The 10,784-nt window shown below is 74.5% G+C and carries 10 protein-coding genes; 8 read left to right on the forward strand and 2 right to left on the reverse strand.

Features of this window, described 5'->3' with window-relative positions; genetic code table 11:
• Positions 1–235 precede the first annotated feature (235 nt).
• The gene (locus tag VF468_25460; GenBank protein ID HEX5881635.1) at positions 236–1,663 is read right to left on the reverse strand and encodes a hypothetical protein; all 1,428 of its coding nucleotides are present in this window, start codon (positions 1,661–1,663) and stop codon (positions 236–238) included.
• 207 nt (positions 1,664–1,870) lie between these two features.
• Between VF468_25460 and aat the strand changes: the two genes are divergently transcribed.
• The 7 genes from aat (at position 1,871) to VF468_25495 (ending at position 8,180) form a co-directional block, all read left to right on the forward strand.
• On the forward strand, positions 1,871–2,569 hold the full coding sequence (gene aat / locus VF468_25465) for a leucyl/phenylalanyl-tRNA--protein transferase (protein ID HEX5881636.1): 699 nt from the start codon (positions 1,871–1,873) through the stop codon (positions 2,567–2,569).
• 9 nt (positions 2,570–2,578) lie between these two features.
• Positions 2,579–4,519, forward strand: a complete 1,941-nt coding sequence (locus VF468_25470; protein ID HEX5881637.1) for an aconitate hydratase — start codon at positions 2,579–2,581, stop codon at positions 4,517–4,519.
• Positions 4,516–5,322, forward strand: coding sequence for an XdhC family protein (locus VF468_25475; GenBank protein ID HEX5881638.1), 807 nt, complete (start codon positions 4,516–4,518; stop codon positions 5,320–5,322). Before VF468_25470 ends, VF468_25475 begins: the two co-directional genes overlap by 4 nt.
• Positions 5,323–5,668: 346 nt before the next feature.
• A complete protein-coding gene (locus VF468_25480) occupies positions 5,669–6,043 on the forward strand; it encodes an alpha/beta fold hydrolase (protein HEX5881639.1) in 375 nt (124 codons plus the stop codon).
• Positions 6,044–6,060: 17 nt separating this feature from the next.
• Complete coding sequence (locus VF468_25485) at positions 6,061–6,366, forward strand: hypothetical protein (protein HEX5881640.1); 306 nt, start codon at positions 6,061–6,063, stop codon at positions 6,364–6,366.
• A gap of 92 nt (positions 6,367–6,458) precedes the next feature.
• A complete protein-coding gene (gene ligD, locus VF468_25490; protein ID HEX5881641.1) occupies positions 6,459–7,403 on the forward strand; it encodes a non-homologous end-joining DNA ligase in 945 nt (314 codons plus the stop codon).
• Positions 7,404–7,445: 42 nt separating this feature from the next.
• Positions 7,446–8,180, forward strand: a complete 735-nt coding sequence (locus VF468_25495) for a ThuA domain-containing protein (GenBank protein HEX5881642.1) — start codon at positions 7,446–7,448, stop codon at positions 8,178–8,180.
• On the opposite strand, the gene pgi is transcribed toward VF468_25495, so the two are convergent.
• Positions 8,143–9,783 carry a glucose-6-phosphate isomerase gene (gene pgi / locus VF468_25500; GenBank protein ID HEX5881643.1) on the reverse strand — a complete coding sequence of 547 codons (1,641 nt, stop codon included), beginning with the start codon at positions 9,781–9,783 and terminating at the stop codon, positions 8,143–8,145. The genes VF468_25495 and pgi overlap by 38 nt on opposite strands.
• Positions 9,784–9,955: 172 nt before the next feature.
• Between pgi and VF468_25505 the strand changes: the two genes are divergently transcribed.
• On the forward strand, positions 9,956–10,784 hold an 829-nt coding region (locus tag VF468_25505), incomplete at its 3' end, for a transposase (protein ID HEX5881644.1).

Genomic DNA, 10,784 nt, shown 5'->3' on the forward strand with positions numbered 1-10,784 from the left:
GACGCCGGTCCAGGGACGGCGGGACGGATCGGAGATGGGGTTGCCGGCCCCGGGGGGCCGGTCCTGCTCGCCTGGGCGCTGTTCGGGCTCCTGCTCGGCGTCGCCGCCTTCCCGCCGCTCGACCGCATGACGCGCGACGCCGCCCCGGCCGCGCTCGGGTTCGTCCTGCTCCTCACCCCCACCGGGTCGCCGCCGTCGCGCCGCTGGCGCCGCTGCTCCGCCGCCCTGAGCCGGCTCAGTGGCGGTGGTGGTAGCGGCGGCGTGAGGCGAACAGGGCGGCCACGCCCACCAGCAGGAGCAGGACGCTGGCGCCGAGCATGGACAGGGCCGTGGCGCCGGTGAAGGCGAGCGGGGAGCGGCTGGCCGGGTCGAGGGAGGCCGCCGGCTCGCCGGCCGCGACGGCCGGGGCGGCCTCGGCGGCGGGGGTGGTGGTCGGGGGCGCCGGCTGGCTGTCCGCCCTGACCACCGGGGGGGCCTGGGTGGTGGGGGCGGCCTGGGCCGGGCCGGAGGGTGGCGAGGTGGCGCGGGGGGCCGCCCCGTCGGCCCGCCGGGGGAGCAGCTCGAGCAGCACGACCCGGTCGGTCACCTCCAGCTCGATGGCGTCGAGCCCGCGCCTGCCGGGCGGGTCGGCGTAGCTGCGGTCGGGGCGGGTGCCGAGCTCGGGCACGAACGTCCGCGCCCCGGCCACCGGGGTGTCGAGGACGACCGTGACCTGCTGGGCGGGGACGGCCAGCTCCTGGCCGGCGACCGGGTCCCAGCCGGGCCGCTCCGCCCACAGGGCCAGCCAGAAGTGGCCGTCGGCCTTCTGGAGCAGGCGGTAGCGGACGTCGGCGGCGTCGCCGGCGAGCCGGAAGCGCAGCCGGTCCGGCACGACCTGCCGGCGGCCGTCGTCCAGCAGGGCGAGCAGCCCGGCCACGGCATGGTAGGCCGGGGTGGGGGCGCCGGCCGGGTCGAGCAGGCCCGGCCCGGTATCGCCGCCGCCGCTGCCCGGCACGTAGGTGCGGACGGCCAGCCCGGCGTTGGCCAGCAGCAGCCGCGGCAGGTACCTGGCGGCCACCGCGTCGGGCACGCCGGTGCCCAGGTCGACGTCGGTGACCTGCACGGCCGCGTCACCGGAGCCGAGCGCGTCGGCGGCGCAGCCCGGGCAGCGCCCGCCCAGCTCGAGCCGGACGGCCTGGTAGTCGAAGCCGGGGCCGCTGCCGAGCATGGCCACCCCGGGCAGGCGGGGGTGGGCGGCGACGGCCCGGCGCAGCCTGACGGCCCGCTCGCCGGCCGGGGCCTCGATCGCGGTCACGGCCGCGCCGAGGGACGCGGCCGCCTCGACCGTCGCCTCCGGGTCGGCGCCGGCCCCGACGGCCAGGTCGAGCCGCAGGTCGGCGCCGGCCAGGGCCCGCAGCCCGGCCAGGGCGGGGTCGTCGGGCCCGGTGGCCGCCGGCCCCCGGGCGTGGCGGATGCCGGCCGCCCGGAGCCGGTCGGCCTGGGCCCAGCCGGCGGCGGCGTCCCCGGGCGCCAGGTTCACCCCGACGCTGTCCACGAACGCCCCGGCGGCCATGGCCAGCTCCTCGGTCGCGGCCGGCGGGCTCGAGGCCGCCGCCGCGCCCGTCCCCAGGCAGGCCAGCAGCACCAGCGCCATGCCGGCCAGCAGGTGACGCAACCGACGCATGAATCCTCCGGGAGCAGGCGGGGGGATGCGCCTCATCGGCGCCGCATGCGCCCCTATCGTGAGCACAACGGATCGGGTCAAGCAAGCGCGCCAACCTGGACATCCGGGCGGGTTGCGGGCCGCGGGCCCGTGACCTGCCATGACAGGGCGGAGACAGGCTAGGCTTGAGCCCCCGGACCCCGACGGGAACGAAGGAGGCTGGCGCCGATGTCCGTCCCCGGACCGTCGCGCTGGCGGTTCCCCGACCCGGCCGGCGCCGGGGAGGACGGGCTGGTCGGGATCGGGGCCGACCTGGAGCCGGCGACCCTGGTCGACGCCTACCGCCGGGGGATCTTCCCCTGGCCGCACCCGGGGGCGCCGCTGCCCTGGTTCTCGCCGGACCCGCGCGGGGTCATCCCGCTGGACGGGGTGGCGGTGTCGCGGTCGCTGCGGGCCCGGCTGCGCAACTCCGGCTGGGAGACCACCGTCGACCGCGCCTTCGCGGCCGTGCTGGCCGGCTGCGCCGACCGGCCGAGAGCCCTCCACGAAGGAGGCACCTGGATCACCGGCCCCATGCGCACCGCCTACCAGCGCCTGCACGACCTGGGCCACGTCCACAGCCTGGAGGTGTGGGCCGGCGGCGAGCTGGTCGGCGGCCTCTACGGGGTTGGCGTCGGCGGGGTGTTCACCGGCGAGTCCATGTTCCACCTGGCCTCCGACGCCTCCAAGGTGGCCCTGGTCGACCTGACCGCCCGCCTCACCGCGGCCGGCGGCTGCCTGATCGACGTCCAGATGGTCACCCCCCACCTGGCCAGCCTGGGCGCCCGCGACCTGCCCCGGGCCGAGTTCCTCGACCTGCTGGCCAGGGTCCGCGACGACCGTGTCCGCATGGCCACCGACCGCCTCCCGGTCGCCCGGCTCGGCTAGGATCGACTCATGCGCGGGACCATGACCGGGAAGATCCTCTCCGAGCACCTCGTCTCCGGGAAGCTGGAGGCTGGCTCCGAGATCGCCCTGCGGATCGACCAGACACTGCTCCAGGACGCCACCGGGACCATGGCCTGCATGGAGTTCGAGGCCCTTGGGCTGGACCGGGTCCGGGTCGACCTGGCCGTCCAGTACGTCGACCACAACATGCTCCAGTTCGACCACCGCAACGCCGACGACCACCTGTTCCTGCAGGGCTGCGCCGCCCGCTACGGCCTCCACTACTCCCGGGCCGGCAACGGCATCTGCCACCAGGTCCACACCGAGCGGTTCGCCCGCCCGGGGGCGACCCTGCTCGGGGCCGACTCGCACACGCCGACCTCGGGGGCCTGCGGGTCGATCGCCATCGGCGCCGGCGGGCTCGAGGTCGCCCTGGCCATGGCCGGCCACCCGTTCCAGACCCCGACCCCGACCGTGGTCGGCGTCCACCTGGAGGGGGAGCTGCCGCCCTGGGTCGCCTCCAAGGACCTGATCCTGTGGCTGATCCGCGAGTACACGGTCAAGGGCGGCCTCAACCGCATCTTCGAGTTCACCGGCCCGGGCGTGGCCGGCCTGGCCGTCACCCAGCGGGCCACGGTGTGCAACATGATCACCGAGCTGGGCGGCACCACGGCCATCTTCCCGTCGGATGAGCAGACCCGCCGGTTCCTGGCCCGCCAGCGGCGCGAGGACCAGTGGGTCGAGCTCGGCCCGGATCCGGATGCCGAGTACGACGAGGAGGTCCACCTCGACCTGGCCACCCTGGAGCCGCTGATCGCCAGGCCCCACCAGCCCGACAACGTGGTCCCGGTGGAGGAGGTCGCCGGCACCCCGGTGTTCCAGGTCTGCTTCGGGTCGAGCGTGAACTCCTGGTACGAGGACCTGGCCATCCCGGCGGCGATGCTGCGCGGCCAGCACCTGCCGCCGACCACCGTCGGGACCGTGTCGCCGGGCAGCCGCCAGATCCTCACCACCATCACCACCTCGGGGGTGCTGGAGGACCTGGAGCGGGCCGGGCTGCGCATCCTGGAGCCGGCCTGCGGGCCCTGCGTCGGCATCGGCCAGGCTCCGCCGACCGGCAAGGCCAGCGTCCGGACCTTCAACCGCAACTTCAAAGGCCGCTCGGGCACCGTCGACGACCAGGTCTACCTGGCCTCGCCGGCCACCACGGCGGCCACCGGGCTGCACGGCCGGATCACCGACCCCCGCACCCTGGGCGACCCGCCGGAGGTCGACGACCCCGACCCGGTGGTCGACGACTTCATGCTGCTGGCCCCGCCGCCGCCCGAGGAGGCGGAGCGGATCGAGATCGTCCGCGGCCCCAACATCAAGGAGCCGCCGATCCCGCCGCCGCTGCCCGAGGCGTTCGGTGGCCGGGTGCTGATCGTCCTGGAGGACAACATCTCCACCGGGTCGATGGCCCCCGACGGGGCGATCGTGATGGCCGACCGCTCCAACGTGCCCGCCATCGCCGAGTACACCTTCATGAAGGAGGACCCGGAGTTCGTCCAGCGGGCCAAGGACTGGGAGGGCGGCTTCATCGTCGCCGGCGACAACTACGGCCAGGGGTCCAGCCGCGAGCACGCCGCCATGGCCCCCCTCGCCCTCGGGGTGCGCTGCGTGATGGCCCAGGGCTTCGCCCGCATCCACCGGCGCAACCTGATCGCCCAGGGCCTGCTCCCGCTGGTCATCGACAAGGAGGCCCACGACCGGCTCGAGGTCGGCGACGAGCTGGCCGTCGCCGACCTCCGCCAGGCCGTGGAGGGCGCGGCGGAGCAGGTCGAGGTGCGGGTCGAGGGCAAGGACGGCTTCACCGCCGCCCTCGACCTGTCGCCCCGCGAGCGCGAGGTCGTCCTGGCCGGCGGCGTCCTCAACCAGCTCCGCGAGCAGGAGGAGAGGGAGGAAGCATGAGCGCGGACGTGTTCGCGGCCATGGAGGAGGCCCGGCGGGCCGGGCGCACGGTGATCATGGGCACCACCGTGAAGACCGAGGGCGACCCGCCGTCCGCGCCCGGGAACCGGGCCCTGTTCACGCCCGATGGGGCGCTGGTCGCGGGCACGATCGGCTGCAACGGCCTCGACCGCCAGGCCGGCCGGGACGGGGCCGGGCTGCTGGCGGCGGGGGAGCGGTCGGGCATCCGCGCCTACACCAGCTTCGAGGGCGAGCCCGGCGAGGGCGTGGTCGAGGTGTTCCTTGAGGCCTTCTCCGGCCCGCCGCGGCTGGTCGTCGGGGGCGGCGGCCCGGTCGCCGAGGCCCTGGCCGCCATCGGCGGGGTCGTCGGCCTGGCCGTGCGGGCCGAGCCGCCCGGCTCGGCCGGCTTCAAGGAGGCCACCCAGGGCCTGGGCCCGGACGACGCCGTGGTGTTCGTCGACCACGACGACCCGGCCCTGGTCCCGGCCCTGCTCGGCCTGCTCGGCGGCGGGGCCGGGTACGTCGGCGTGATGGGCAGCCGCCGGCACACCCCGGGGTTCGTGGAGCGGCTGCGCCAGGCCAGGGTCGACCTGAGCGCCCTGCACAGCCCGACCGGCCTGGACCTGGGGGCCCGCCGGCCACCGGAGATCGCCCTGTCGATCCTGGCCGAGGTGATGGCCGTCACCCACGGCCGTCCCGGCGGCAGCCTCAGCATCGTGCAACGGCCCAGCCGGCAGCCAGAGCCAGAGGCGCGCCGCGGTGCAGCCCCTGGTCGGTCAGGGGCAGAGGAAAGCCCCGAGTAGGCCTCGGGCACGGAGCCCGCGGTTCTCCTCGGGGCCTTCCATCCCCCGAACGGCACCTCCATCGCCGAGCCCGCCTCGGGGGGCGGGTCGGCTCACGTCCCAGTCACGGGAAGAGACCAGGGCGCACGGCCCGGCGTGACCGCCAGACCTACCGTTCAACAGCACGGTGACATACGAAAGGCCACCGTGCCGTCGCTCCGGACTCTGCCAGACGACCCGGATTCGGTCAATCCCCAGTTTGCCCTGCTTTCCCGGTGTGCCGTGCGCAGATCATCCGCAGCACCCCGCTGCGCTGCTACGAGACCTTCGACGAGGCCGTGGCCGACCTGGCCGCGTTCCCGTCCCGGTGACCAGGGCGGAGGAGCGGATCTGGGTCCGCTCTGACCGGGCCGTCGCCCGGGCCTGCGCCGAGCGCGCCGGGCCGATCCTGGACCACATGTCGACCGCCAACGTGGCCCGCGACCTGGACCTGCTGCGCCGGGCCGTCGGCGACGCCAAGCTGACCTACGCCGGCTACTCCTACGGCTCCTACCTGGGCTCGACCTACGCCAACCTGTTCCCGGGCAAGGTCCGGGCCCTGGTCGTCGACGGTGTCCTCGACCCGGTCGCCTGGTCCACGTCCGCCGCTTCGACCGGCTGGCCAGGCGGCTGCTGCGCGAGCCGGTCGAGTTCACCGACCCCGCGAGCGGCGAGACGTTCCTGGTCACCTACGCCGAGCTGATCGGCACCACCCTCGGCGTGCGCTACGACCCGTTCATCTGGCCCGAGTGGGCCGAGGTCCTCCAGCAGCTGTGGGAGCTCACCAGTCCCGAGGCGGCCGCGGCCAGCCTGCAGGCCGTCAAGGCCCGGCTCGGGGTGGCGTTCCAGCAGTGCGAGCCCTGGCCGGGCTGGGACAAGGACCACTACGACGGCCCCTGGAACCGCACCACCGCCAACCCGGTGCTGGTGGTCGGCAACTGTGCGAGCCCGACGTGGTGCCGTTCGCCGAGCCGGCCGCCGCCCAGGCCCAGCAGGCCACGGCCGCGACCAGCAAGGCCGAGCTGATCCCGCCGATGCTGCGGAGGATGCTGGCCGACTGAGCGACCGACCCGGCGACCCTGTCCTTCACGGGGCTCCACGGGGCGTAGGCTGATCCCATGCCTCGCCCCGTGAAGGACGGGTCGCTGCGGGTCGGCGGCCGCACCGTCCAGGTGTCCAGCGTCGGCAAGCCGTTCTTCCCCGACGCCGGCCTGGTCAAGGGCGACCTGCTCGCCTACTACCGCGACGTGGCCGAGGTGATGCTGCCGTACGTCCGCGGCCGGCCCCTCAACCTGCAAAGGTTCCCGGACGGGGTCGCCGGCAAGGGGTTCTGGCAGCAGGGCGCGTCCGGCCACTTCCCGGACTGGGTCCGGACCGTCACCGTGGAACGCCGCGGCCGCGGCGGGACCGTCGACCACGTCGTCTGCGACGCCGCCGCCACCATCGTCTACCTGGCCAACCTGGCCACGGTGACCTTCCACGCCTGGACCTCGACCGTCGACCACCTGGCCCGGCCCGACCTGGTCGTCCTCGACCTCGACCCCGACCCCGGCCAGGGCCTGGACGTGGTCCGGGCGGCGGCCCGGGCGGTCAGGGCGGCCTGCGAGGAGCTGGGCCTGGCCCCGTTCCTCCAGACCTCCGGGTCCAAGGGCTACCACGTCGTCGTGCCGCTGGAGCCCGGGCCCGACGTCGAGGTGGTCCACGACTTCGCCGCCGACCTGGCCGCCCTGGTCGCCGCCCGCGACCCCGACCGGCTCACCGTCGAGTGGCGCAAGGCCAAGCGCCAGGGCCGGCTGCTGCTGGACACGGCCCGCAACGGCTACGCCCAGACCCTGGTCGCCCCCTACTCGGTCCGCCCCCGGCCCGAGGCCCCGGTGGCCACCCCGATCGACTGGTCCGAGCTGGGCCGGGTCGAGCCCCGCAGCTACACCGTGGCCAACCTGCGCCGCCGCCTGGCCCGCAAGCCCGACCCCTGGGCCGGCATGGCCGACCGGGCGGTGGCCTTCGACCCGGTCCGGGCCCGCCTGGACGAGCTGCTGGCCGAGGCGGACCGGCGCTCCTGACCGGCCGGCCCGGCAGCCCCCGAGCCCGCGCCGGCCACGCCCATGGCCACCACCACCGCCCCGGGCGGGTTCCGGGTGCTGGTGTCCACCCGGACGGCCGGGTTCCGGCACGCCTCCATCGAGGCCGGGGTGGCGGCCATCCGCCGCCTGGGACACGAGCACGGGTTCGCGGTCGACGACACCGCCGACCCGGCCCGCATCGGCCAGGGCCTGGCCGGGTACCGGGCGGTGGTGTTCCTGTCGACCACGGGGGACCTGCTCGACCCTGGCCAGCAGGCCGCCCTGGAGCGCTACCTCCAGGATGGGGGCGGCTGGGTCGGCGTGCACGGGGCCGCCGACGCCGAGTACGACTGGCCCTGGTACGGCGGGCTGGTCGGCGCCTGGTTCCGGCGCCACCCGGCCGTCCAGCGGGCCACCGTTCGCCCCGCCCCCGGCGCCGCCGCTCTGGCCGGGAAGCCGCCGGCGCGCTGGGAACGCGGCGACGAGTGGTACGACTTCCGGGCCAACCCGCGCGGCCGGGTCCGGGTGCTGGCCACCGTCGACGAGTCGACCTATCGCGGCGGCGGAATGGGGACCGGCCATCCCATCGCCTGGTGCAGGAGTACGGCGGCGGCCGGGCCTGGTACAGCGCCATGGGCCATACCGGCGGAAGCTTCCGGGAGCCGCCGTTCCTGGCCCACCTGTTGGCCGGCATCCGCTATGCCGCCGGGCGGACCGCGGCCCGCTGCACCCCCGGTTCCTAACCGCCGTCGCGCAGGCGGCGGTAGCGGCGGATGAGGGTGTTGGTGGAGCTGTCGTGGCCCAGGTCGTCGCCGGCCGCCGGGTCGAGCTCGGCCGCGATCCGGGTGGCCAGGACCTTGCCCAGCTCCACGCCCCACTGGTCGAAGCTGTTGATGTCCCAGATCACCCCCTGGGTGAACACCTTGTGCTCGTACAGGGCGGTGAGCTGGCCCAGCACCGACGGGCTGAGCTCGGGGGCGAGGATGGTGCTGGTGGGCCGGTTGCCGGGGAAGGTGCGGTGGGGGGCGAGGTCGGGGCTGACGCCCTCGGCCTCGACCTCCTCGCGGGTCTTGCCGAAGGCCAGGGCCTCGGTCTGGGCGAGGAAGTTGGCCATGAGCAGGTCGTGGTGGTCGCCCACGACCTCGGCGGGCCGGCAGATGCCGATGAAGTCGCACGGGACCAGCCGGGTCCCCTGGTGGATGAGCTGGTAGAAGGCATGCTGGCCGTTGGTCCCGGGCTGGCCCCAGAGGACCGGGCCGGTGTCCACCCCGACCGGCGCCCCGTCAAGGGTGACCGACTTGCCGTTGGACTCCATGTCGAGCTGCTGGAGGTAGGCCGGGAAGCGGCCCAGGTACTGGCTGTAGGGGAGCACGGCCTGGGTCTCGGCCCCGAAGAAGTTGATGTACCAGACCCCGAGCAGCCCCAGCAGCACCGGCAGGTTGCACTCGAACGGGGCGGTGCGGAAGTGCTCGTCCATGCGGTGGAAGCCGGCCAGGAGCTCGTCGTAGTGGTCCGGCCCGATGGCCACCATCAGCGACAGCCCGATCGCCGACGGGTAGGAGTAGCGGCCCCCGACCCAGTCCCAGAACCCGAACATGTTGGCCGGGTCGATGCCGAACCCAGCCACCTTCTCGGCGTTGGTGGACACGGCCACGAAGTGGCGGGACACGGCGGCCTCGTCGCCGAGGGCGTCCACCAGCCAGGCCCGGGCCGTGCGGGCGTTGGTCAGGGTCTCGACGGTGGTGAAGGTCTTGGAGGAGACCACGAACAGGGTCTCGGCCGGGTCCAGGTCACCGGTCGCCTCGGCGATGTCGGCCCCGTCGACGTTGGAGACGAACCGGAACCTCCGTGAGCGGTCGGTGTAGGGCAGCAGGGCCTCATAGGCCATGGCCGGGCCCAGGTCGGAGCCGCCGATGCCGATGTTGACGACGTTGCGGATCGGGCGGCCGGTGTGGCCCAGCCAGCGGCCGGAGCGGACCTCCTCGGCGAAGGCGCGCATCCGGCCCAGCACCTCGTGCACCTCGGGCACGACGTCGTGCCCGTCGACCAGGACCTGGCTGCCCTCGGGGGCGCGCAGGGCGGTGTGGAGCACGGCCCGGTTCTCGGTGACGTTGATGCGCTCGCCGCCGAACATGGCGTCGATCCGCCGGCGCAGCCCGGCCCGCTCGGCCAGGGCGACCAGCAGGGCCACCGTCTCGGCGGTGGCCCGCTGCTTGGACCAGTCCAGGTACAGGTCGCCGGCCTCGCAGGTCATGGTCTCGCCCCGACCCGGGTCGGCGGCGAACAGCTCGCGCAGGTGGGTCCCGGACAGCTCCTGCTGGTGCCGCTGGAGCGCCAGCCACTCGGGGCTCTGGTCGATGCGGGCGTGGGGCTCGGCCATCTAGCTTCCTCCCAGGGATTGCCTGCTTTCGCTGGCGGGGGAATAAGGAGCGGCGGCGTGACCGCTGAATTGTCCCTCGATCGTTGTCTACTGTCGGCATGGCCTCGTTCCGCAAGTACGGTCGCCTAGCGGTTGCGCTCCACCGGCCCTCTCGGCCGGAGAGGGGCTGGCTGTGAGACGCGCCTACAAGCTGCGCGCCTATCCGACCCGTCCGCAGGAGGGCCGCGCGGTGCGGCTGCTGGCCGACCACTGCGACCTGTACAACGCCGCCCTCCAAGAGCGCCGCGACGCCTGGCGCATGCGCAACCTCAGTGTCTCCCATGGCGACCAGTCGGCCCAGCTCAAAGAGATCCGCGCCGCCGACCCTGACGGGCAGGGCCGCCACTCCTTCACCGCCCAGCAGCAGACCCTCCGCCGCCTCAATGCCGTGTTCGCTGCCTATTTCAAGCGCGTCAGGAAGGCAGAGAAGGGTCGGCAGCAGGCCGGGAGCGGCGAGAACCTCCGGCAGCGGACGGTTGGCTACCCACGCTTCAAGCCCCGCCAGCGCTTCGACCAAGTGCTGTTCGTCGCCGGGGATGGCGCCAAGTGGGAACCCGCCGACGGTGGCCGGTGGGCGCATGCCAGCTTCCAGGCGGTCGGGCGGGTCAAGGTCGGCCAGCATCGGCCGGTGGTCGGTCGGGTGAAGACCCTGCAGCTCAAACGGGAGGGACGTCGCTGGTACGTGGTCGTCGTCACGGAAATGGAGCCCGTGTCGCTGCCAACCACCGGCCGAGAGATCGGAGTCGACGTGGGGGTGGCGCGGTTCCTGACCACCAGCGACGGGGAGGTCGTCGCCAACCCCCGCTTCCTCATGGCCGCCCAGGAGAGGATCGTCGAGCTGCAGCGCCGCAAACAGCGCGCCCGGCCCGGCTCCGGGAACCGCCGGCGACTCCGGCGGGCCCTCGCGAAAGAATGGCGCAAGGTCCGTAACCAGCGGCGGGACTTCCACCACAAGACCGCCC

Source organism: Actinomycetota bacterium, from assembly GCA_036280995.1.
Lineage (GTDB): Bacteria > Actinomycetota > CALGFH01 > CALGFH01 > CALGFH01 > CALGFH01.